The organism is Amycolatopsis nigrescens CSC17Ta-90 (assembly GCF_000384315.1).
GTDB lineage: Bacteria > Actinomycetota > Actinomycetes > Mycobacteriales > Pseudonocardiaceae > Amycolatopsis > Amycolatopsis nigrescens.
Genome location: NZ_ARVW01000001.1, coordinates 5,964,151 through 5,985,284 on the forward strand (window position 1 = coordinate 5,964,151; position 21,134 = coordinate 5,985,284).

The 21,134-nt window shown below is 71.2% G+C and carries 18 protein-coding genes; 14 read left to right on the plus strand and 4 right to left on the minus strand.

The window, feature by feature from the left end:
- The first annotated feature begins 6 nt into the window (after positions 1–6).
- The 3 genes from qcrC (at position 7) to qcrB (ending at position 3,720) form a co-directional block, all read left to right on the plus strand.
- Positions 7–825 (plus strand): cytochrome bc1 complex diheme cytochrome c subunit, encoded by an 819-nt coding sequence (gene qcrC, locus AMYNI_RS0128410; protein WP_020671476.1) that lies wholly within the window; start codon positions 7–9, stop codon positions 823–825.
- A gap of 82 nt (positions 826–907) precedes the next feature.
- A complete protein-coding gene (qcrA, locus tag AMYNI_RS0128415) occupies positions 908–2,053 on the plus strand; it encodes a cytochrome bc1 complex Rieske iron-sulfur subunit (protein ID WP_020671477.1) in 1,146 nt (381 codons plus the stop codon).
- A complete protein-coding gene (gene qcrB / locus AMYNI_RS0128420) occupies positions 2,050–3,720 on the plus strand; it encodes a cytochrome bc1 complex cytochrome b subunit (protein WP_020671478.1) in 1,671 nt (556 codons plus the stop codon). The genes qcrA and qcrB overlap by 4 nt, the downstream gene beginning before the upstream one ends.
- A 74-nt stretch (positions 3,721–3,794) precedes the next feature.
- On the opposite strand, the gene AMYNI_RS0128425 is transcribed toward qcrB, so the two are convergent.
- The gene (locus AMYNI_RS0128425) at positions 3,795–4,070 is read right to left on the minus strand and encodes an Lrp/AsnC family transcriptional regulator (protein WP_020671479.1); all 276 of its coding nucleotides are present in this window, start codon (positions 4,068–4,070) and stop codon (positions 3,795–3,797) included.
- A 120-nt stretch (positions 4,071–4,190) separates the two neighbouring features.
- Entirely contained in the window at positions 4,191–5,912 is a 1,722-nt protein-coding gene (locus AMYNI_RS0128430; RefSeq protein WP_026361043.1) for a DEDD exonuclease domain-containing protein, read from the minus strand.
- A 93-nt stretch (positions 5,913–6,005) separates the two neighbouring features.
- Between AMYNI_RS0128430 and AMYNI_RS0128435 the strand changes: the two genes are divergently transcribed.
- The 5 genes from AMYNI_RS0128435 to AMYNI_RS0128455 all read left to right on the plus strand — a co-directional run bounded on the left by AMYNI_RS0128435 (position 6,006) and on the right by AMYNI_RS0128455 (position 13,007).
- The gene (locus tag AMYNI_RS0128435) at positions 6,006–7,379 is read left to right on the plus strand and encodes an NYN domain-containing protein (protein WP_020671481.1); all 1,374 of its coding nucleotides are present in this window, start codon (positions 6,006–6,008) and stop codon (positions 7,377–7,379) included.
- Between the two features lie 129 nt (positions 7,380–7,508).
- A complete protein-coding gene (locus tag AMYNI_RS0128440; protein WP_020671482.1) occupies positions 7,509–8,033 on the plus strand; it encodes a PadR family transcriptional regulator in 525 nt (174 codons plus the stop codon).
- Positions 8,030–8,710, plus strand: a complete 681-nt coding sequence (locus AMYNI_RS0128445; RefSeq protein ID WP_020671483.1) for an ABC transporter ATP-binding protein — start codon at positions 8,030–8,032, stop codon at positions 8,708–8,710. The genes AMYNI_RS0128440 and AMYNI_RS0128445 overlap by 4 nt, the downstream gene beginning before the upstream one ends.
- Positions 8,711–8,756: 46 nt before the next feature.
- Complete coding sequence (locus AMYNI_RS0128450) at positions 8,757–11,081, plus strand: FtsX-like permease family protein (protein WP_020671484.1); 2,325 nt, start codon at positions 8,757–8,759, stop codon at positions 11,079–11,081.
- Positions 11,082–11,192: 111 nt separating this feature from the next.
- On the plus strand, positions 11,193–13,007 hold the full coding sequence (locus AMYNI_RS0128455) for a D-alanyl-D-alanine carboxypeptidase family protein (protein WP_245574019.1): 1,815 nt from the start codon (positions 11,193–11,195) through the stop codon (positions 13,005–13,007).
- 208 nt (positions 13,008–13,215) lie between these two features.
- On the opposite strand, the gene AMYNI_RS0128460 is transcribed toward AMYNI_RS0128455, so the two are convergent.
- Positions 13,216–13,926 carry a FadR/GntR family transcriptional regulator gene (locus tag AMYNI_RS0128460; protein WP_040406030.1) on the minus strand — a complete coding sequence of 237 codons (711 nt, stop codon included), beginning with the start codon at positions 13,924–13,926 and terminating at the stop codon, positions 13,216–13,218.
- A 168-nt stretch (positions 13,927–14,094) separates the two neighbouring features.
- Between AMYNI_RS0128460 and AMYNI_RS45530 the strand changes: the two genes are divergently transcribed.
- The 4 genes from AMYNI_RS45530 (at position 14,095) to AMYNI_RS0128480 (ending at position 18,482) form a co-directional block, all read left to right on the plus strand.
- Complete coding sequence (locus AMYNI_RS45530; protein WP_051116569.1) at positions 14,095–14,313, plus strand: hypothetical protein; 219 nt, start codon at positions 14,095–14,097, stop codon at positions 14,311–14,313.
- 445 nt (positions 14,314–14,758) lie between these two features.
- On the plus strand, positions 14,759–15,811 hold the full coding sequence (locus AMYNI_RS0128470; RefSeq protein WP_020671488.1) for a C40 family peptidase: 1,053 nt from the start codon (positions 14,759–14,761) through the stop codon (positions 15,809–15,811).
- Between the two features lie 342 nt (positions 15,812–16,153).
- Complete coding sequence (locus tag AMYNI_RS0128475; protein WP_026361044.1) at positions 16,154–17,206, plus strand: C40 family peptidase; 1,053 nt, start codon at positions 16,154–16,156, stop codon at positions 17,204–17,206.
- 118 nt (positions 17,207–17,324) lie between these two features.
- A complete protein-coding gene (locus AMYNI_RS0128480) occupies positions 17,325–18,482 on the plus strand; it encodes a glycosyltransferase family 4 protein (protein ID WP_211225517.1) in 1,158 nt (385 codons plus the stop codon).
- Here the strand turns inward: AMYNI_RS0128480 and AMYNI_RS0128485 are convergent.
- The gene (locus AMYNI_RS0128485) at positions 18,479–19,111 is read right to left on the minus strand and encodes a nucleoside/nucleotide kinase family protein (protein WP_020671491.1); all 633 of its coding nucleotides are present in this window, start codon (positions 19,109–19,111) and stop codon (positions 18,479–18,481) included. The genes AMYNI_RS0128480 and AMYNI_RS0128485 overlap by 4 nt on opposite strands.
- Before the next feature lie 121 nt (positions 19,112–19,232).
- On the opposite strand from AMYNI_RS0128485, the gene AMYNI_RS0128490 reads away from it, so the two are divergent.
- Both AMYNI_RS0128490 and AMYNI_RS0128495 read left to right on the plus strand, forming a co-directional pair.
- Positions 19,233–19,586, plus strand: a complete 354-nt coding sequence (locus AMYNI_RS0128490; RefSeq protein ID WP_245574020.1) for an SRPBCC family protein — start codon at positions 19,233–19,235, stop codon at positions 19,584–19,586.
- A 61-nt stretch (positions 19,587–19,647) separates the two neighbouring features.
- On the plus strand, positions 19,648–20,928 hold the full coding sequence (locus AMYNI_RS0128495; protein ID WP_026361046.1) for an adenosylmethionine--8-amino-7-oxononanoate transaminase: 1,281 nt from the start codon (positions 19,648–19,650) through the stop codon (positions 20,926–20,928).
- Positions 20,929–21,134: the final 206 nt, after the last annotated feature.

Here is a 21,134-nt window from a genome sequence, read left to right on the forward strand (position 1 = left end):
CCGTACATGACCACCAGCAAAAACTCTTCGGAGCGTCGCTTTCGCGCGCGTACCAAACTGCGCCGCCGGTTCGCCGGGCTGCTCGCCCTCGCGGTGGCGCTGATCGGTGCCGGCGCGGCATACGCGATCTTCGTGCCGGAGCCGCAGACCGCGCAGGCGCAGGGCGACCCCGCGCTGCTGCGCAAGGGCGAAGAGATCTACAACAACACGTGCATCAGCTGCCACGGCTCGAACCTGGAGGGTGTGACCGACCGCGGTCCCAGCCTGGTCGGGGTCGGCGAGGCCGCGGTGTACTTCCAGACTTCCTCCGGCCGGATGCCGCTGGTCCGCCAGGAGGCACAGGCCGCGCGCAAGCCGCCGAAGCTGACCACGGAGGAGATCGACGCGCTCTCCGCCTACGTCGCGTCGCACGGCGGCGGGCCGGCCAGGCCGGAAGAAAAGGGCGAGGCGCTGCGCGGCCAGGACCCGGCGCGTGGTGGCGAGCTGTTCCGGCTGAACTGCGCCTCCTGCCACAACGCCACCGGTGCCGGTGGCGCGCTGTCCTCGGGCAAGTACGCGCCGCCGCTCGGACCGGCCACCGAGGAGCAGATTTACGACGCGATGCTCACCGGCCCGCAGAACATGCCGAGGTTCTCCGACCGGCAGCTGACGCCGGACGAGAAGAAGGACATCGTCGCCTACGTCAAGTCGGTCTCCGACGGTAACAACAACCCGGGTGGCAACTCGCTGGGCGGGCTGGGGCCGACCACCGAGGGTGTGATCACCTGGATCGTGGGTATCGGCGCGCTGATCGGTGTGACCCTGTGGATCGGATCCAGGGCATGAGCACTACCGGAAAACTTCAGGCAATCCGCGATGGCGGGCTCATGCCCTGCCGAGCGGATCGGAGCGAGGCAAGTGATATCGCATGAGTAGCGGCAACGAGCCGAAGCCGCCCACCGAGGCGGAACTCGCGGCAATGGATCGGGACCAGCTGGTCCGGCTGGGGACCGCGCTCGACGGTGTCGAGATCGTCGACTACCCGGACCCGTGGCCGGTCAAGGGCACCAAGGCGGAGAAGCGCGCCGAGCGCATGGTCGCCCTCTGGTTCACCCTCTCCGGCCTCGCCGGGCTGGCCTTCGTGGTCTCGCTGATCTGGTGGCCGTGGCAGTACCAGGAGCCGACCACGGCCAACTCGAACAACCACTTCCTGTACAGCCTGTACACCCCGTTCCTCGGCCTCACGCTGGGTGTCTCGGTGCTCGCCTTCGGGATCGGGATCCTGATCTACACCAAGAAGTTCATCCCGAGCGAGCTCGCGGTGCAGGAGCGCAACGACGGTCCGTCGAGCGAGGTGGACAAGCAGACCATCCTCGCCCAGCTGGCCGACTCGGGTAACCGCAGCACCATCGCCCGCCGCTCGCTGGTCAAGCGCAGCGCCGGGCTCGGCATCGGCGCGCTCGGCCTCGGCCTGGTCGCGCTGCCGGTGGCGTCCTTCATCAAGGACCCATGGAAGGACACCGAGAACAAGAACTCCCTGTGGCACACCGGCTGGCAGCCGGAGTACCCGGGTGAGGTCGTCTACCTGCGCCGCAACACCGGCAAGTCCACCGACCCGGTGCACCTGCTGCGCCCGGAGGACCTGGACGCCGGCGCCATGGAGACGGTGTTCCCGTACCGCACCTCCGAGGCCGGTGACCACGAAGCGTTGTCCAAGGCGCTGAAGCGCTCGGACAACCCGGTGATGCTGATCCGCCTGCGTACCTCGGACGCGGCCAAGGTGGTCAAGCGCAAGGGCCAGGAAGACTTCAACTTCGGCGACTACTACGCGTACACGAAGATCTGCAGTCACGTCGGCTGCCCGACTTCGCTGTACGAGCAGCGGACCAACCGCATCCTCTGCCCGTGCCACCAGTCCCAGTTCGACGCGCTGCAGTACGCCAAGCCGGTGTTCGGCCCGGCCACCCGCGCGCTCGCGCAGCTTCCCATCACGGTCAACGATGAGGGATACTTCGTGGCAAGGGGCGACTTCATCGAGGCCGTAGGCCCGGCCTTCTGGGAGCGTAAGTCATGAGTTCACTCACCACGCCGACCAAGGGCACCAACCCGGCGGAGAAGGTGGCCGGGGCCGCGGCCAAGTGGGCCGACGACCGGTACCACCTCGCCAAGGGCATCCGGCACCAGTTCAACAAGGTGTTCCCCACGCACTGGTCCTTCCTGCTCGGGGAGATCGCGCTCTACAGCTTCATCGTGCTGCTGCTGTCGGGTGTGTACCTGACCTTGTTCTACGACCCCTCCATGGAGGAGGTCGTCTACCAGGGCAGCTTCGTCAACCTGCAGGGCATCGAGATGTCCAGGGCGCTCGAGACCACCCTGAACATCTCGTTCGACGTCCGCGGCGGCCTGTTCGTGCGGCAGCTGCACCACTGGGCGGCCCTGCTGTTCGTGGCCGCGATGATGGTGCACATGTTCCGGATCTTCTTCACCGGAGCGTTCCGCCGCCCGCGTGAGGCGAACTGGATCATCGGCGCGCTGCTGCTGATCATCGGTATGTTCGAGGGTTTCTTCGGCTACTCGCTGCCGGACGACCTGCTCTCCGGCACCGGTATCCGGGCGACCCTGTCCGGCATCGTGCTCTCCACTCCGGTGATCGGCACCTGGCTGCACTGGGCGATCTTCGGCAGCGAGTTCCCCGGCACGGAGATCATTCCGCGGCTGTACAGCCTGCACATCCTGCTGGTCCCCGGGCTGATGCTCGGCTTGATCGCGGTTCACCTCGGGCTGGTCTGGTACCAGAAGCACACCCAGTTCCCCGGGGTGCGGCGCAAGGAGACCAACGTCGTCGGCGTGCGCATCATGCCGGTGTTCGCGCTGAAGGCCGGTGCCTTCTTCGCGGTCATCACCGGTATCACCGCACTGATGGCGGGTCTGTTCCAGATCAACGCGGTGTGGAACTACGGCCCGTACAACCCGTCGCAGGTGGTCGCCGGTTCGAACCCGGACTGGTACATGGCCTGGGCCGACGGCATGCTGCGAATCTTCCCGCCGTGGGAGGTCTACCTCGGGAACTACACGATTCCCGCGGTGTTCTTCGGCGGTGCCATCGGCATGGGCGTGGTGATCACGTTGCTGCTGGCCTATCCCTGGCTGGAACGCATCCTGTCCAAGGACAAGGCGCACCACAACCTGCTGCAACGGCCCCGTGACGCACCGGTCCGCACCAGCATCGGCGCGATGGCCATCTCGTTCTTCCTGGTCATCGAGCTGTCCGGGTTCAACGACATCATCGCGAACCAGTTTGACATCTCGCTGAACGCGATGACCTGGGCCGGCCGGATCGGGGTGATCGTGCTGCCGCCGCTGGCGTACGCGATCACGTACCGGCTTTGCCTCGGTCTGCAGCGGGCGGACCGCGAGGTGCTGGAGCACGGTGTCGAGACCGGCATCATCAAGCGCCTGCCGCACGGTGAGTTCATCGAGGTGCACCAGCCGCTCGGCCCGGTGGACTCGCACGGCCACGCGGTCCCGCTGGAGTACCAGGGCGCCTCGGTGCCGAAGAAGATGAACAAGCTCGGCTCCGCCGGTCAAGCGGTGCCCGGCAGCCTGCTGTTCCCGGACCCGGTCGAAGAGACCAGGGCGCTGGAACAGGCCAAGGGCAACGGTCATGGCAATGGCCACGGGAACGGGGCCGTGAGCAAGGACGAGCAGGTCTCGGCCGGCTCGAAGAACCCCGAGCACTGACCGTTCAGAACGACACGAGAGAGGGCCGGAACCCGATTCGGGTTCCGGCCCTCTCTCGTGTCCGGGGTGGTGCGTTAGTCGCCGATCGAGAAGGCGGCTTCGGTGTCCGCGCTCGCGTACGAGCGGAACGCGATGTGCGTGTCGGTGCCGAGCACCCCGGGCACCTTGCTGATCTTGGCCGGGATGAGGTCGGCCAGGTCCTCGTGCGCGCTCACCCGGACCATCGCGACCAGGTCGACATCGCCGGCGCACGAGTAGACCTCGGAGACGCCTTCGATGTCCGCGATCGTCTGCGCGGTTTCCGGGATGCTGTCCGCGGCGGCGTGGATCAGCACGATCGCGGTGATCAAGGGGCCTCCCTGTTCGGTTGCCGGACGTTCCGCACTGAACTCTAGCTCGCACCGCCTCACGCCGACCGGTGACCGGCGCGGACCGCGGCAGGGCGAAAAGCCGGCTATTTGCCCCTGAGGTCAGCCGACGCGCTCCAGTGCGGTCGCGGCGGCGGCACGGTCCAGCCAGGCGTGCCAGCCGCCGGCACCGCGAGCAGGTTCGGCCCATGGCCGCGCGCTGCGCACCAGTCGTACTCCCGGCCGGCCGAGCCAGCGCAGCAGCACGCCGATCTCTTCGCCGGTGCCGCCGAACAGCGGTCCGGGCCCCGGCAGCACCGTTTCCGCGGCGGCGACCAGCGCGTCCACCACCGGCATCGGCGGGACCCCGCGTCTCGCGACCCCGGCCGACGCCAGCCTGCCGTGCCGGATCACGGCGAACTCCCAGCCACCGCCGCCGTCGGGGGAGGCCGCCACCAGTTCCGGGATCGCGGCCAGCGAGTTCAGCCGGTGCGCCCTGCCGACCGCGCGGACCAGCGACACCACTTCGTCCCGGCGGCGGGCGGCCTGCTCGAAGTGCTGGCCTTCGGCGAGCAGGTCGAGCTGGCGCAGGGCGGTCCGCAGCGGCTGGTCGCCGCGGCCCTCGATCAGTTCGGCCACCGACCGCACGGCCGGCGCGTAGTCGGGCACGCTCTGCCATCCGGCGCAGGGCGCGCCACAGCGGCCGAGCTCGGCCAGCGCGCAGGGCTTCCCCGCCGCGGCCTGAGCCGGGATCCGCTGGGTGCAGGTGCGCAGCCCGGTGGCGCCGGACAGCACGTCAGCGGCCAGGTGCGCGTCGGCCCGGGCACGGAACGGACCCAGCGCGCCGTCCTTCGGCAGCCGGACCACCGACAGCCGCGGGAACGCCTCGTCGGTCAGCACCAGCCACCAGGCGTTGCGCGGGTTCTTCGAGCGCCGGTTGTAGGCGGGCCGGTGCGCGGCGAGCAACCGCAGCTCTCGCACCTGGGCCTCCAGCGCGTGCGCGCATTCCACCGCGTCCACCCGCTCGGCCAGCGCGACCATCTCCCGGATCCGGCCCCTGCTCTCCGAACCGGTGAAGTACTGGCGCACCCGGCGCCGCAGGTTCGACGCGGTGCCGACGTAGAGCACCTCCTCGCTCGGCCCGCGGAACAGGTACACCCCCGGCCGCTCCGGCAGGTGCGCGGCCATGCCGCGTTTGCGTCGCTGCGCCGCGGTCACCTCCGGCAGGTAGTCGAGCAGTTCCTCCAGCGAGTGCACCCCCACCCCGCCGACCCGCTCCAGCAGTGCGTGCAGCACGTCCACGGTGGCCCGTGCGTCCGCCAGCGCGCGGTGGTTCGGGGTGGTGGTGGCGCCGAACAGGGCGGCCAGCGCGGACAGCTTGTAGCTCGGCGTGTCCTGCCGGGAGATCACCCGCCTGGCCAGCCGGACCGTGCACACCACGGCCGTCTTCGGCCAGGGATAGCCGTGCGCTTCGCAGGCGGCGCGCATGAAACCGGTGTCGAAGGCCGCGTTGTGCGCGACCAGCACCGCGCCGGAGATGAACTCCAGGAACGCGGGCAGCACGTGTTCGATGGGCGGCGCGTCGTGCACCATCGCGGTGGTGATCCCGGTCAGCGACACGATCTGCGGCGGGATCGGCATCCCCGGGTTCACGAAGGTGCCGAACTCGCCGAGCACCTCGCCGCCGCGGACCTTGACCGCGCCGATCTCGGTGATCCCGTTCGCGCCCGGCCTGGTGCCGGTGGTCTCCAGGTCGAACACGACGAAGGTGGTGTCCCGCAACGGTGTGCCCAGTTCGTCGAACGCCAGCTGTGCCCGTTCCCCGAGGGGACGCCCCGCATTCATGATGCGCACCCTAGGTATCGACACCGACAAGATCGGCGTGCCGAGCCCATCCCACGCAGCGCGCCGCCGGGCCTTGAGGCATACCCTGGACCGATGCAACCGTTCGCCCAGCAAGACGGGCCCGAGCACGCCGAACCCGGCGCCCCGGGCACGCCGTCGCGGGCGGACGCGACCACGGGCCCGCAGGTGGACTGGGACGCGCTGCCGGAGCCGGTCCGCGGCAGGCTGGCCGAGCTGGCCGCCGGCGCGCTGGGCAAGATGCCCAAGCTGGACGTGCCGCAGCAGCTTCGGCCGGTGGCCAGGTTCGCGCCGGCCAAACGGGCCAGGCTGGGCGGCCCGGCGCTGCTGGCCGCGCTGCGCGACTCGACCGCGTTCCGCACCGCGGTGCTGGAGTGGCTTCGTGACCACCGCCTGGACGCGCTGAACCCGAACGACGACGACTCGGTGGCCGCCGCCACCGCCGCGGTGCTGCTCGGCGAGTCGAGCGCGACCTCGCGGGTGCGGCTGGTGGCCAAGAACGCCGAGGAGACCGCGCTGCGGGCCGAGCGGGACGCCGCGCTGGCCAGGAACCAGCGGCTGGAGGCCGAGCTGGACCGGGTGCGGGCCGAGCTGACCGAGGCGCTCGGCGCGGTGGACAGGGTGCGCGGCGAACGCGAGGCCGAGTTGGACAAGCTGCGCGGCAGGCTGCGCGAGCAGGGGGTTCAGCTGCGCAAGGCCAGGGACGCGGCCGAGCAGGCCGCGTCGGAGGCCCGTCAGGGCGGCGCGCTGCGGGACGAGGAGCTGGCTTCGCTCACCGCGCAGCTGGAACGTGAGCGTCAGCGGGTGGCCGTGGAACGGGCTAGGGCCGAGCGGGCCGCCACCGACGCGGAGGTCGCCAGGCAGTCCGCCCGCGAGGCGCGGGAGGCCGACGAGGTCCGGCTGGCGCTGCTGGTGGACACCATCGACGGCGCGGTCTCCGGGCTGCGCCGCGAGCTTTCCCTCGGCGGCAGCGGCCGTCGCCCGGCCGACCGGGTGCGGGGCGCCAGCACCGGGGCCGCCGCGGGCGGCCGGGTGCAGGACCCGGTAGCGCTGGACCGCCTGCTCGCCCTGCCGCGGGTGCACCTGATCGTCGACGGCTACAACGTCACCAAGACCGGCTACCCGGAGCTGGCGCTGGCCGACCAGCGCGAGCGGCTGGTCCACCAGCTCGGCGCGCTCGCGTCGCGGACCGGGGCCGAGGTCACCGTGGTCTTCGACGGGGCGGGCGTGCTCTCCGTGCCGACCGCCGCGCCGCGCGGGGTGCGGGTGCTGTTCTCCGATCCCGGAGTGCTCGCGGACGACGTGATCCGCTCGCTGGTGGCCGGGGAGCCGGGCGGCAGGCCGATGGTGGTGGCCACCTCGGACCGCGCGGTCGCGGACTCGACCCGCCGGGGAGGCGCGCATCCGGTGCCGTCCGCCGTGCTGCTGACCAGACTCGGCCGCGTCTGACCCGCTTTTCGGCATAACCCCTGTTCAAAACCCTGTGCGCGACTATTCTACCCGGGTATACACGCGGGGTATACCTCGCATGTATAGTCTCGCTCGTATCCGAGACGCGGATATCGAGAGGGGGACCGAATGTCGGTTTCGCACACACTGCTGGCGCTGCTCGAGCCCGGCCCGAGGCATGGCTACGACCTGAAGAAGGCCTACGACGAGCAGTTCGGCCAGGACCGGCCGCTGGCATACGGGCAGGTGTACTCCACCCTGTCCCGGCTGCTGCGCAACGGGATGGTCGAGGTCGCCGGGGTCGAACAGGGCGACGGGCCGGACCGCAAGCGCTACACCATCACCGACGCCGGGGTCACCGACGTCGAAGGCTGGCTGTCCACTCCGGAGAACCCGGAGCCCTACCTGCAGAACACGCTCTACACCAAGGTGGTGCTCGCACTGCTGTCCGGCCGCGACGCCACCGGCGTGTTGGACACCCAGCGCGCCGCGCACCTTGGCGTGATGCGCTCGCTGACCAGGCGCAAGAACGGCGGCGACCTCGCCGACCAGCTCATCTGCGACCACGCGTTGTTCCACCTGGAGGCGGATCTGCGCTGGCTGGAACTCACCGCAGCCAGGCTGACCGAGCTCGGGAAGGCGGTGCGGCCGTGAACCAGCCACTGCTGATGGCCCGGGGGCTGACCAAGTCCTTCGGCAAGACCACCGCACTGCGCGGTGCGGGCGTGGCCGTGGCGGCCGGGGAGGTGCTGGCCATCATGGGCCCGTCCGGCTCCGGCAAGTCCACCCTGCTGCACTGCCTGGCCGGCATCGTGCGCCCGGACGACGGGGAGATCCGGTACGGCGGCCGCGATATGGCCGCGATGCCGGACAAGGAGCGCAGCGCGCTGCGGCGCACCGAGTTCGGTTTCGTCTTCCAGTTCGGCCAGCTCGTGCCCGAGCTGACCTGCCTGGAGAACGTGGCGCTGCCGCTGCGGCTGTGCGGGGAGAAGCGTCGCTCCGCCGAGGCCAAGGCCACCGAGTGGCTGAACCGGCTGCAGGTCGAGGACGTGGCCGCGCACCGCCCCGGCGACGTGTCCGGTGGCCAGGGGCAGCGGGTCGCGGTGGCCCGTGCGCTGGTGACCGGGCCGAAGGTGATCTTCGCCGACGAGCCCACCGGTGCGCTGGACTCGCTCAACGGCGAAAAGGTCATGCAGATGCTCACCGACGCGGCAAGGCAGACCAACGCCGCGGTGGTGCTGGTGACCCACGAGGCCAGGGTCGCGGCGTACTCCGACCGCGAAATCGTGGTCCGGGATGGCCGGGCGACCGATCGCGAGCTGGCCGCATGAGCGGCTCGGCGTCCCCTGTGGCGCTCGAACTCGCGGAGGGGGAAGCATGATCAAGGACCTCGTCCTGGGGCTCCGGCTGGCCGTCGGGGGCGGCCGGATGTCCGGGTCGGTGCTGCTGAGGCTGGCCATGACCGCGATCGGGATCGGGCTCGCGGTGGCCGTGCTGCTGCCGGCGGCGTCAATCGGTCACCTGGTGAACGAGCGTCTGGCCAGGGATGCCGGGACCACCGCGGTGACCGAACCGCGGCCAGGAACCGAGCCGCTGTACCAGCGGTCGTGGTCGGCGGAACTGTCCGGCGGGGACTACATCAACGTGGACACGGTGGCCGCCGGCGGGCCGGGCTCGCCGGTGCCGCCGGGGCTGGCGCGGCTGCCGGGGCCAGGCGAGCTGGTGGTCTCACCGGCGGTGGCCGAGCTGATCGCGTCCCCCGGCGGCGGAGGCGTGCTCGCCAGGCTGCCCGGCGAGGTGATCGGCACGATCGGCAAGCCCGGCCTGGTGGACCCGGACGACATGCGGGTCTACTCGGGAGCGTCGATCGAGCAGGTGACCGCGGACGAAGAGACCGAAAAGATCTACGCGTTCGGCGAGGAGCGCGACGGTTTCAGCGTCAACACGAGCATGTTGATGATGCTGCTGCCGGCCGCGGTGGCCCTGCTGCTGCCCTTGCTGATCTTCGTCACCACCGCGTCCAGGATGGGCGCGGCCCAGCGGGACCGGCGGCTGGCGGCGCTGCGGCTGATCGGGGTGGACGCCGGGCAGATCCGCCGGATCGCGGCCGCCGAGTCGCTGCTCGGCGCGCTGGCCGGGCTGGTCACCGGCGCGGCCCTGTTCTACTCGCTCCGGCCGTTGATCGGGAAGCTGGATCTGTTCGGCATCAGGGTCTTCGGCGAGGACTTCGTGCCCTCGACACCCCTGCTGGTGCTGATCGTGCTGCTGGTGCCGGTGCTGGCCATCGGGGCGTCCATCTTCGGCCTGCGCCGCACCATCGTCGAGCCGCTGGGGGTGGTGCGCCATGGCAAGACGGTCCGGCGGCGGATGTGGTGGCGCTGGCTGATCACGCTGCTCGGTGCCGGCCTGATGTTGAGCACCCTGTTCGCCGAGCCCCAGACCAGCAACGAGCTCGTGATGGTCGCGATGACCGTGGGCAGCTCGCTGTTGCTGATCGGGGTGGCCGTGGTGCTGCCATGGGCGGTGGAGAAGCTGGTGCACGCCATCAGGGGCGGCCCGCCGTCCTGGCAGTTCGCGATCCGGCGGCTGCAACTGGACAGCGGCACCGCGAGCCGGGTGGTCTCCGGGCTGGTCGTGGTGCTGGCGGGCACGATCCTGATCCAGGTGCTGGTGAGCTCGGTCGGGGCCAGGGATGAGAACGGGTCCCGCTGGCTGCCGCAGGCCGCGGTGCCGGTGCGGGTGTTCACCGACGCCGGGCACGAGCAGGACGTGCTGCGCAGGCTGGCCGCCACCGAGGGCGTGGGGCAGACGCATCCGGTGCGCTCGGTCTTCCTCGATTCGGCCGCGGAGAACCAGGGCACGGTATCGGTCGAGATCGGGGACTGCGCGGCGCTGGCCACCAGGGCGAACGTCGGGTCCTGCGCGGACGGCGATGTGTTCATGGTGGACGCTCCGCTGGAGAACGCTTCGCGGATGCGTGAGGTCACCCTGCCGACGGGCCCGGTCCGGTTCGTCAAGTTCGAGGCCGGGCAGCGGACCTACGCCTCGGAGTGGACGGTGCCGCCAGGGGTGCAGCACATTCCGGCCGAGCAGGCGGGCCGGTACATGGACGGCACGCTGCTGGTCACCCCCGGCGCGATGCGGGGAGCGCCCATGCCGGACGGGAGCGTCTCGGTGTTCGTCGGCGGGCCCGGCAGCCCCCAGGAGCTGTCCGACCGGGTGGCGAAGGCGGTCAACCAGCTGGCCTGGCACGCCCAGGTACGGGACACCGATATCTACAGCACGATCGCGCTGAACCAGGACGACACGATCGAGCAGTTCCGCAGCGTGCTGCTTGCCGCTTCGGTCTTCGTGCTCTCGGTGGCCGCGCTGAGCCTGCTGATGCTTTCGGTGGAGCAGATCAGCGAGCGGCGGCGGCCGCTGGCCGCGTTGTCCGCGGCCGGGGTGCCGTTGTCGGTGCTGGCCAAGGGCTCCCTGTGGCAGGTCGCGATCCCGGTGCTGATCGGGGTGGTGCTCGCGGTGGCGGCCGGGATCGGCCTGACCGCGCCGATCCTGCGGCTGGCGGACGTGCCGATGGCGCTCGACTTCGGTGTGGTCGGCGGCCTGGTCGGGGCGGCGCTGCTGGCGGTGCTGATGGTCACCGCGCTCACCCTGCCGCTGCTGCGGCAGGTGACCAGGCTCGACTCGCTGCGGGCGGAATAAGGGGAAAGTCCGGAGCCGGTACCGCCGTCGGGGGCGGTACCGGCTCCGGGCCTTTTCACGTCCACCCCTTGGTCACCCGGGCGGGTGCGTCACCGATGGTGCACTTTGGCGTTGAAACCAGCAAAGATCCCTGTGGAGGTGCGGATGCGGGCCGGCGCCGCTGTGTTGACGCCCTTGCTGCTGGTCGGTGTCCTGCTGGTGAGCCCGCTCGCGGGGGCGCAGGAGGAGCCGCCGGTGGAGGCCGGGGTCGCGCCCGGCGCGGTGGCACCGGATCCCCGGCCGGGGGAGGCCTTCGCCGACCCAAAGATCGCCGACCTCCAGCGCACCGCCACCGACGTCCAGCGCGAGCTCGGTGACCTGGCGGGCCAGGTGCGAGCGGCGCAGGACGAGGTGAACACCGCCACGGCCGACCTGCAACGCGCTCGCGCCGGGCGGGAGGCCGCCGACGCGAAGGTGGCCGCGCAGCAGCAGGAGGTGGACCAGTTCTCCAGGTCGGTGTTCACCGCGATGGGACGGCCGGACACCTTCCGGCTGCTGCTCGCCGTCGGGAACCCGCGCGACCTGCTGGACGGCACGTCCATGATCAACCGGCTGCGGGCGGCGCAGGACGCCAGGCTCAACGGCGCGCTGGAACAGCAGCGTTCGGCCGCGGAGGTGGAGCGGCAGGCGGCCGGTGTGGAGCGGTCCGCCACCGCCCGCAAGGCGGAACTGGACCGCCGCAACGGGGACGCGGCCAACCGCGCGGACGCCATCTCCTCCGAGCTGCGCGGCCCGATCGACGTGGCCAACCAGGCCGTGGTGGCCCAGCAGCAGGCGCAGCGGCAGCGCAACGAGCAGACCGCGGCGAACTGGCGAGCCTACACCGACCGGCTGGCCGCGGCCGGGATCACCCCGCCGTCGGTCGCCGCGCTGCGCGACCCGGCCGTGCTACCGGCAGGGCTGAAGGCGTTGCCGGGGGCGGACGGTGCCCCGCAGCCCGGTGTCGCGCAGGTCGGCTCGGACGGGCAGCGCCTGCTGGTGCTGCCCAAGGAGACCATCGACGCGGTCGGTGCGGGGATAGCCGCGCTCGGCAAGCCGTACGTGCCGCACGACAGTGGGGAAGGCCCGGCCGCCTACTCCTGCGACGGCCTGGTGCGATCGGTGTTCACCGGTGCCGGGCTGCCGCTGCCCGCCTCGGCGGGCGAGCAGTTCGCGGCCGGCCGTCCGGTGCCGGTGGCCGACGCGCAGCCGGGCGACGTGGTGTTCGCCGGGCCGGCGAAGTACGGCGTGCAGTCGGTGGGCATCGTGCTCGACGGGCACACCATGCTGGCCGCGGACGCCAGGCTGGCCGGGGTGGTGGTGGCCGACCTGCCGGTCGGCGACTCCGTGCTCTCGGTGACAAGGCCATCGCTCGGGCCGGCCGAGGCCAGGACGGTGCCGCAGCGTGCCGAAGGCGAGCTGACCTGGCGCTGCGGCGGCGTGGAACTGCCCGCCTTCCCGGTCGGTTCGCAGGCCGGCGGTGGCGGGGCGCAGGCCGCCGGAGCCTGGGGCGGCTACCCCAACGGCCTGATCCCGGGAGCCGCGCTGTGCGCGATCGGGGTCGGCGCGCATGTGCTGCGCTGCGACGCCGCGCAGAACTTCGTGGCACTGTCACAGGCTTTCGCCGGTGCGTTCGGCACGCCGCTGTGCGTCACCGACTCGTACCGGACCTTCGACGGGCAGGTGGACCTGTACCGGCGGAAACCCTCGCTGGCCGCGGTGCCCGGCACCAGCAACCACGGCTGGGGACTGGCGGTGGACCTGTGCGGCGGCGCGGAGTCGTTCGGCAGCAGGCAGTACGGCTGGCTGGCCGCGAACGCACCCGCCCTCGGCTGGGTCAACCCGTCATGGGCCAGGCCCGGCGGCGGCCGCGAAGAACCGTGGCACTGGGAATACGCCGGCCGCTGACCAGTTCGCCCGTGGAGGCGTGGGTGCCGCGAGATCAGTCGAGTAGTTCGTCGACTTCTGTGTTCACCGCGGCGTGCGCGCTTCCGCGACCACGTGGACAGGGCGTGGCTTCGAGCGCGAGCGGCGCAGGTTTCCCGGTCGGCGCCCTGCCCCCGCGGTAGCGGGGCCTTCGGCCGGCGCGCGTGCGGGAGGCGTGGGTGCCGCGAGATCAGTCGAGTAGTTCGTCGACTTCTTCGGCGGTGGCGGTGACGATGCTGCGCAGCTCCCGTTCGGCCGCCTCCGCGTCGCCGCGGTTGATCGCCTCGGCGGCCTTCAGGTGCCTGCTGGTCCCGGCCGGATCGGGGCCGGTCGGCAGCAGCCGATGGGTCAGCCTGCCCTGCAGCACCTCGGCGCTCACCTCGCCGAGGTGGGCGAACATCTCGTTGCCGGAGGCGGCCAGCAGCAGCCGGTGGAAGGTGATGTCCGCGGCCACGTATGCCTCGATCGCCTCGGCGTCGGTCCCGGTCGCCCCCGCGGTCCGGCTCATCTTCTGGGCCAGCCGGAGCAGCCGTTCCCGCTGCCCGCTGCCCGCGTGCAGCGCGGCCAGCCCGGCCGCGGCCGGTTCCACCGCCATCCGCAGCTGCGCCAGCTGCCGCAGCTGCGTGGTGCGGTCCGCGCCGGCCAGCCGCCAGCGGATCAGCAGCGGGTCGAACAGGTTCCATTCGGTGGCGGGCAGCACGATGGTGCCCACCTTGGGCCGTGAGCGGACCATCCGGAGCGCCTCCAGCACCCGGACGGCTTCCCTGGCCACCGTGCGGGAAACCCGGTACCGGCCGGTCAGCTCGTCCAGCCGCAGCACGGTGCCCGCCGGATGCTCACCGGAGGTGAGGCTCCGCCCGAGGGCGTCGACCAAGTGCCCGTGTAAGCCATGCGGACTCATGCACCCCTCCATTCGCACCACAGAGCACTACGAATAGCGCATCGTGGGCCTTTCGGCGCACCTCAGCGGCAGTTGGAGAGGCAGGTATCCCGGAATTGTCGGTGCCCGTGCCTAACGTCGGTGCCAGTAACCGACGGACAGCGAGGAGCGACCGTGGACGAGAACACCATGATCATCGATTGCGACCGGTGCCAGGTCCGGGGCGATGCCTGTGCCGACTGCGTGATCAACGTGCTGCTCGGTGCCCCGCCGGAGGTGGAATGGGACGACAGCGAGCAGCGGGCCGTCGACGTGCTCGCGGAGGCGGGCATGGTGCCGAGGTTGCGGCTGGTGCAGGCCGAACCGGGCGCCGGAGAGGCGGTTCAGCCGCGTCGGCGCGCCGGGTGACACGCCGTAAAGCCCGTCCGCGACGAGTGGTCGTTCGGGTCAGGCGAACGGTGTATAGCCCTCCGGCCGGTCGTCTGTTACCCCGGTCACAGACGCTATTCAGCGCTGGTCCAATGGGGTGTCGGCGCACACCCGAAAGGATTTCGTAGTCACCTGGTGGACGTAGCGGCGGGTATTTCGTAACCTGTCCGAGATCTCGCGGCAGGCAGTCGCCACACCCAGTGGTGGCTACGCGAGATTGCCGCCGAGACAGCTTGTCGGGAAGCTGTACCGGACCCACTGCGTCACTTCCAGATGCGGGCAAGCCGTGCCTGGAGCAGCGGGAAACCGCCGTAGGTCCGAGCTGGTGAAGTGTCCGCCCGCTCGGGCGAGCCGGATCAGAGGGCCCCCGACCTCTCCCGGACGGCGCCGGATGGCGGCCGAGAGCAGAGGAGACACGCGCGACGTGCAGTCGCATTCGATCAGGCGCGTGGTGTCCGGAGCACTGGCGGCTTCCGCCGTTATCGCGGCAGTCACCTTCGTTCAGCCACCCGCCACAGCCGTCCCCAACCCCGCCCCCCAAGCACCCCCGACCAACACCTCCGAAGCCCTCGCCAAGTACCGCGAGCTGGCCGGTCAGGCCGAAAAGCTCAACGAGGACTACCTCAAGGCGAAGGACGACCTCGACGCCAAGCAGGGCGAGCTCGACAAGGCCAGCACGGACCTGGAAGGCGCCAAGCAGGCCGGCGCCACCGCGGCCGGCAACGAGGCCCAGTTCCGGACCGAGGTGGACAAGTTCGCCGGTGCCTCGTTCACCAGCGGTGCTCAGCTCAACCGGCTGTCCGCACTGCTGACCGGCAGGTCCGCGCAGGACTTCCTGGACCGTGCCTCGGCACTGGACGTGCTGGCCACGGACAAGAACGAGGCGCTGGGCAAGCTCGCCGGCGCGGTTCGCGAGGCGTCCGACGCGCAGAACATGGCCACCGACGCTCAGGGCCGGGCGCAGGCCGCCAAGGACGCCGCGGCCCAGCTGCTCGCCGATGTCGACGGCCGCAAGAAGGCCCTCGACGGCCAGCTCAAGGAGCTGGAGTCGGCGACCCGCGGGCTCAGCTCCGCCGACAAGGCCGCGCAGAACGACCGCGGCGGTGCGATCCCGAACGTCAAGGCCCCCGGCCCGGCCGCGCAGACGGCCATCAACGCGGCCTTGAACAAGATGGGCAGCCCGTACGTCTGGGGTGCCACCGGCCCGAGCCAGTTCGACTGCTCCGGGCTGACGTCCTGGGCGTACAAGCAGGCCGGGATCAGCATCCCGCGTTCCAGCCGGGCGCAGTCCACCAACGGCACGCCGGTCTCCAGGGACCAGCTCCAGCCGGGCGACCTGGTGTTCTTCTACTCGCCGGTGTCGCACGTGGGCATCTACATCGGTAACGGCCAGATGGTGCACGCCCCGACCTCGGGTGACGTCGTGAAGATCTCGCCGTTGCAGGCGCAGTACAGCGGGGCGCGCCGGGTCGCCTGACCCGCTCCTCCCGCCGGAGTCCGTGAAGGGCACCTTGCCTACCTTCGAGGTAGGCAAGGTGCCCTTCACGGCGTTCTGGGGCGTGAAAATGACAGGGGGTGGGAGTGGTCACGGGATGTTGTTAGGCCGATTGGGGGGTTGTCACTCCGTTCGGCGCAAAATCCGGACCTTCCGTCCACTCTCTGTGGACGTGCTGTCACCCAGTCCATAACCTGGCCGGGATCTTGTCGCAGGATGCCGTTCCATCGGGGGACGGCGGCGTGAGATTGCCGCCGGAACAGCTCGTCGGGGGAGTTGAGCCGTCATCGGCCGGCGGCCGAGAACAGAGGAGACGCGCGCGGCGTGCAGTCGCATCCAGTAAAGCGCGTGGTGTCCGGAGCACTGGCAGCTTCCGCCGTTATCGCGGCGGTCGTGGTCGGGCAGCCGTTGGCCACCGCGTCCCCATCCCCCTTCCCCCAGACCCCGCCGACCGGCTCGTCCCAGGAGCTCGCGAAGTACCGCGAACTCGCCGGGCAGGCCGAAAAGCTCAACGAGCAGTACCTCAACGCCAAGGAAGACCTCAAGGCGAAGCAGGCCGAGTACGACAAGGCCACCGCGGACCTGGAGGGCGCCAAGCAGTCCGGTGCCAGTGCGGCGGGCAACGAGGCGCAGTACCGGGTCGAGGTGGACAAGTTCGCCGGTGCGTCCTTCACCAGCGGTGCTCAGCTCAACAAGCTGTCCGCACTGCTCTCGGGCGGTTCCGTGCAGCAGTTCCTCGACCGGATCACCGCCTTGGACGTGCTCGCCAAGGACAAGAACCAGGCCCTGCAGGGACTCACCGGTGCGGTCCAGCAGGCGACGACCGCGCAGCAGCAGGCGGCCGACGCACAGGGCCGGGCACAGGCCGCCAAGGACGCCGCCGCGCAACTGCTGGCCGACGTCGATACCCGCAAGAAGGATCTCGACGCACAGGTCAAGCAGCTGGAGGTGGCGGACGGCACGCTCAGCGCCGCCGACCGGGCCGCCCAGCGCGACACCGGTGGCAGTGCGCCGGACGTCAAGGCACCCGGCCCGAAGGCGCAGGCCGCGGTGAACGCGGCGCTGTCCAAGCTGGGCAGTGCCTACTCCCTCGGCAAGGCGGGCCCGAGCCAGTTCGACTGCTCCGGCCTCACGTCCTGGGCGTTCCGGCAGGCCGGTATCGGGATCCCGCGTACCGCGGCTCAGCAGCAGGGTTCCGGCACGCCGGTCGCCCGTGAGCAGCTGCAGCCGGGGGACCTGGTGTTCTTCGGTTCGCCCGCGTACCACGTGGGCATGTACATCGGTGGCGGCAAGATGGTGCACTCGCCGCAGCCGGGTGAGGTCGTCAAGATCTCACCGCTGATCTCGGACTACAGCGGCGGCCGCAGGTACGCCTGATCCGCCGGCACCACCGCGCACCACCAGGGGCGGCATCGCGAAAGCGGTGCCGCCCCTTTCGTTCCCGGCCAGCCCCGGCGCTACTCCGTCCGGGTGCACGGCCGGATAGCCTGTGCACGTGCTGCGGACACTGCTGGTGACCAACGACTTCCCGCCGAGACCGGGCGGGATCCAGAACTACCTCGGCGCGCTGGCCGACCGGCTGCCGCCGGACGAGCTGGTGGTCTACGCCCCGTCCTGGGAGTCCGGGTCCGGTTCGCACACCGAGTTCGACGCCGCCGCGCCCTTCGAGGTGGTCCGGCATCCGACGTCGCTGATGCTGCCAACCCCGGACGTGCTGCGCCGCGCGAAGGAGATCATGCGGGCCCGCGACTGCCAGGCCGTCTGGTTCGGCGCGGCCGCACCGCTGGCGCTGCTCGGCCGGTCCCTGCGCGCGTCGGGCGCCCAGCGGGTGGTGGCCAGCACGCACGGGCACGAGGTCGGCTGGTCGATGCTGCCGGCGGCGAGGCAGGCGCTGCGCCGGATCGGCGACACCAGCGACGTGGTGACCTACGTGAGCGAGTACACCCGTGGCCGGTTCGCCGCCGCCTTCGGGCCGATGGCCGGGCTGGAGCACCTGCCGTCCGGGGTGGACACCGAGCTGTTCCGTCCCGATCCCGCCGCGGGCGAGGAGATCCGCGAGCGGCACGGCCTGGCCGGGCGACCGACCGTGGTGTGCGTGTCCAGGCTGGTGCCGCGCAAGGGACAGGACATGCTGGTGCGGGCCTTACCGGAGCTGCGCAGGCGGGTGCCGGGTGTGGCGCTGCTGCTGGTCGGCGGCGGGCCCTACCGCAGGAAGCTGACCGAGCTGGTGGACCAGCTCGGCCTCGGCGGGGACGTGGTGATCACCGGCTCAGTGCCGTGGGCGGAGCTGCCCGCGCACTACGCGGCCGGGGACGTGTTCGCGATGCCGGCCCGCACCAGGGGCAAGGGGCTGGACGTGGAGGGCCTCGGGCTGGTCTACCTGGAGGCGTCGGCCACCGGCCTGCCCGTGGTGGCCGGCCGGTCCGGCGGCGCGCCGGAGACCGTGCTGGACGAGGTGACCGGGCACGTGGTGGACGGCCGGGACGTCCGCGAGCTGACCGACACCCTGGCCCCCCTATTGTCCGATCCGGCGCGGGCGCGGCGGATGGGGGAGGCCGGTCGCGACTGGGTCGGCGCCAACTGGCGCTGGGACCTGCTCACCCGCAAGCTGGCCGGGCTGCTGGACGGCGAGCCGGTCGCCGCGCTGCACTAACGCTCCAGCACCGCGGGATGGCGCGGATCGTCCACCCGCACCAGCACATCCGCCACCTCGGACGGCCGGACCTCGGTTTCGTACCGCTGGTAGGCGGGCAGTGCCCACCGGTCCGCCTCGGGCACCCGGCGACGCAGCGCGCCGGGCGAAAGCCACAGGTGCACGGTGAGCTCGGCGGGCAGGCCGCGGCCGAGCAGCAGCTCGCCGTCCAGCAGCAGCACCCCGCCGGTGGGCAGCGGGGTGCGCGCCAGCCGGGTCGCTCGGTCGCGGTCGGCGTCCCACAGCGCGGTCAGCACGGTGCCGGTCCCGCCGGGCGCCAGCGGGGCCAGTACCTCGCGCCGCAGCCCGTCCGCGTCCAGCCAGTCGGTGTACCGCGCGTCCGCGTCCTGTTTGCCGCGCTCGAAACGCAGCGATGCGGGCCGGAGGAAGTCGGCGGCGCGGACGCGCAGCACCGGGCGGCCGAGCACCCGCAGCGGGTCCGTCATCGCGTCCGCCAGCGCCGCCGTGTCCGTGCCGTCCGTCCTGGCGCCGTCGATCAGCACCCGCACCCACCCGGTGCCGGTCATCCCCGCCACGAGCTCGGTCAGCTCGGCGGCGAGCGCGTCGAAGGAGATCGGCCGATAGCGCATGGGGCGATCCTCACACGGGCCTGTGCAGGATCCGGTCGGCGCCCGATGGGATGATGTCGTGGTGCGCAGCGATGTGGGGAAAACAGCCGATACCGGTTGGCAGATAGGCGTTTCCAGAACCGTGCCGTACCCGGTCTCGGCTGTGTGGGACTTCCTGGTCGGCCGGGACGGGGTCGACATCTGGCTCGGGCCCGGCACCGAGCTGCCGAGGGAACGCGGGCTCTCCTACGAGACCGAAAGCGGCACCACCGGTCAGGTGCGCAGCTTCCGGCCGCAGGACCGGGTCCGGCTCACCTGGCGGCCGAAGGACTGGGACCACGACTCGACCCTGCAGATCGCACTGGTCGCGGCCGGCACCAAGACCACGATGAAGTTCCACCAGGAATGGCTGGCCGACGCCGACGAGCGGGCCGAGCAGCGGGTGTACTGGAGCGACGTGATCGAGCGCCTGGAGGCCAGGCTCGCCGAGCGCTGAGCCGCGCCGGGGCCAGGACTGGTCGTCCCGCCGGGGGTGCGGCGTACGTAGGGTGCCGGGCATGACTCCTGCTGAGCTGCTCGCATTGGACGCCCGGCACGTCTGGCATCCCTACGGGCCGATGCCGGGCAGGGTGGAGCCGCTGCTGGTCACCGGGGCGGCCGGGGTGCGGCTGCGGCTGGCCGACGGGCGCGAGCTGGTGGACGGCATGTCGTCATGGTGGTCGGCCATCCACGGGTACCGGCACCCGGTGCTGGACGCCGCGCTGGCCGAGCAGGCAGGGCGGATGAGCCACGTGATGTTCGGCGGGCTCACCCACGAGCCGGCGATCGCGCTGGCCGCGACACTGGCCGAGATCACCCCGGACGGACTGGAGCACGTCTTCCTGTGCGACTCCGGGTCGGTGTCCATCGAGGTCGCGATCAAGATGTGCCTGCAGTACTGGCGGTCGCTCGGGCGGCCGGGGAAACGGCGGCTGCTGACCTGGCGCGGCGGGTACCACGGCGACACCTTCCACCCGATGAGCGTGTGCGATCCGGACGGCGGGATGCACGGCCTCTGGCGCGGCACGCTGCCGGAGCAGCTGTTCGTGCCGGCGCCGCCGGCCGGGTTCGACAGCCCGCCCGATCAGTCCTATGTGGACACTCTTGCGGCGGAAATCGAGCGGCACGCGGGAGAGCTGGCGGCAGTGATCGTGGAGCCGGTGGTCCAGGGCGCCGGCGGCATGCGCTTCCACCACCCCGGCTACCTGCGCGCGCTGCGGGAGCTGACCGAGGCCAACGACGTGCTGCTGATCTTCGACGAGATCGCCACCGGCTTCGGCCGCACCGGCGAGCTGTTCGCCGCGGACCACGCCGGGGTCACCCCGGACGTGCTCTGCGTCGGCAAGGCGCTCACCGGCGGGTACCTCACCATGGCCGCCGCGCTGTGCACTTCCGCGGTGGCGGACGGGATCTCCCGCGGTGAGGTGCCGGTACTCGCGCACGGGCCCACCTTCATGGGCAACCCGCTGGCCGCCGCGGTCGCGAACGCCTCGATCGGGCTGCTGCTCGAACAGGACTGGCGGACGTCGGTGCGGCGGATCGGCGCGGGCCTGCGGGACGGGCTCGCGGCTGCTGCCGGGCTGCCGGGGGTGCTCGACGTGCGGTCACTCGGCGCGATCGGGGTGCTCCAGCTCGATCACCCCGTCGATATGCGGCTCGCCACGGAAGTCGCCACCGCGCACGGAGTGTGGCTGCGCCCGTTCCGGGATCTGATCTACGCGATGCCGCCCTACCTCACCGCGGACGAGGACCTCGCCGCGATCACCGCGGCGATGGTCGCGGTGGCGCAGAAGGCTTAGCTTCGCGCGGCTGCGAACCGGCGTTTCAGCACGCTCGTCTCAAAATTCACCTTATCCAGCGAGGCGCACGTCACAATCCCAAGGTTTGCTACGGACAGTTGTCCACAGTGGCCGATCACCCACTAGAGGGTGACCTATATCACTGTCCTTTTCGCCTTTTTTGCCGCTTCACCTTGTTGATCAGTGACGACGCCGTGTGAAGAAAA

Bases quoted from the DNA above. Each gene is read 5' to 3' on its own strand.
- qcrC (WP_020671476.1), top strand. From the start codon at position 7: ATGACCACCAGCAAAAACTCTTCGGAGCGTCGCTTTCGCGCGCGTACC.
- qcrA (WP_020671477.1), top strand. From the start codon at position 908: ATGAGTAGCGGCAACGAGCCGAAGCCGCCCACCGAGGCGGAACTCGCG.
- qcrB (WP_020671478.1), top strand. From the start codon at position 2,050: ATGAGTTCACTCACCACGCCGACCAAGGGCACCAACCCGGCGGAGAAG.
- AMYNI_RS0128430 (WP_026361043.1), bottom strand. From the start codon at position 5,912: ATGAATGCGGGGCGTCCCCTCGGGGAACGGGCACAGCTGGCGTTCGAC.
- AMYNI_RS0128435 (WP_020671481.1), top strand. From the start codon at position 6,006: ATGCAACCGTTCGCCCAGCAAGACGGGCCCGAGCACGCCGAACCCGGC.
- AMYNI_RS0128440 (WP_020671482.1), top strand. From the start codon at position 7,509: ATGTCGGTTTCGCACACACTGCTGGCGCTGCTCGAGCCCGGCCCGAGG.
- AMYNI_RS0128450 (WP_020671484.1), top strand. From the start codon at position 8,757: ATGATCAAGGACCTCGTCCTGGGGCTCCGGCTGGCCGTCGGGGGCGGC.
- AMYNI_RS0128460 (WP_040406030.1), bottom strand. From the start codon at position 13,926: ATGAGTCCGCATGGCTTACACGGGCACTTGGTCGACGCCCTCGGGCGG.
- AMYNI_RS45530 (WP_051116569.1), top strand. From the start codon at position 14,095: ATGATCATCGATTGCGACCGGTGCCAGGTCCGGGGCGATGCCTGTGCC.
- AMYNI_RS0128485 (WP_020671491.1), bottom strand. From the start codon at position 19,111: ATGCGCTATCGGCCGATCTCCTTCGACGCGCTCGCCGCCGAGCTGACC.
- AMYNI_RS0128495 (WP_026361046.1), top strand. From the start codon at position 19,648: ATGACTCCTGCTGAGCTGCTCGCATTGGACGCCCGGCACGTCTGGCAT.